We start from the raw sequence: 531 nt of genomic DNA on the forward strand, positions 1-531 counted from the left end.
CGCGGCGGCGCTGACCCTGTGCTGGCTGGGGCTGGTTGCGGCTTTTTTCCTGATGACCGACCGCACGGACGGGGGCGGCAATGCCCTTGGAATGACCATGACGCTGGTGGCGATCTGCCTGCCGGTGGCGATGATCTGGGTGGCTGCCGTCACCGCCCGCACCGCGCGCGAGATGCGGGCCGAGGCGCAGCGGCTGCAGGGCGCCATCGACGCGATGCGCAGCGCCTGGATGCAGCAGGCGCAGACCACCGCGCTTGGCATGAAACCCTCGGTCGAGAAGAAGCTGGACGAGATCGCGGCGGCGCAGCGCCAGACCGAAACCGCCATCGCCACCTTCACCTCGCGCCGCGACACCGCCGCCAGCCAACCCTCGGCCGACCGCAAGGCCGCGCTCGCCGCCCCCCGCGTCGCGGCATCGGGCGAGGATCAGCCGGGGCTGGCGCTTGGCACCCCGACCGAGGACATGCGCTCCTTGATCGCCCGCTCCATGCGCAGCAGGCCGACGCGGTACTGGTTCTCCATCAGCTCGCC

Annotated in this window: 1 protein-coding gene; it reads left to right on the plus strand. The window is 71.6% G+C overall.

Going from position 1 to position 531, the window contains the following annotated elements:
• Nucleotides 1–531, plus strand: a 531-nt coding sequence (locus tag IEV15_RS14735) for a hypothetical protein (RefSeq protein WP_229734173.1), incomplete at both ends; no start/stop codon positions are given.

Source organism: Flavobacterium orientale, assembly GCF_014638005.1.
In the GTDB taxonomy this organism is placed as follows: Bacteria; Bacteroidota; Bacteroidia; order Flavobacteriales; family Flavobacteriaceae; genus Flavobacterium; species Flavobacterium orientale.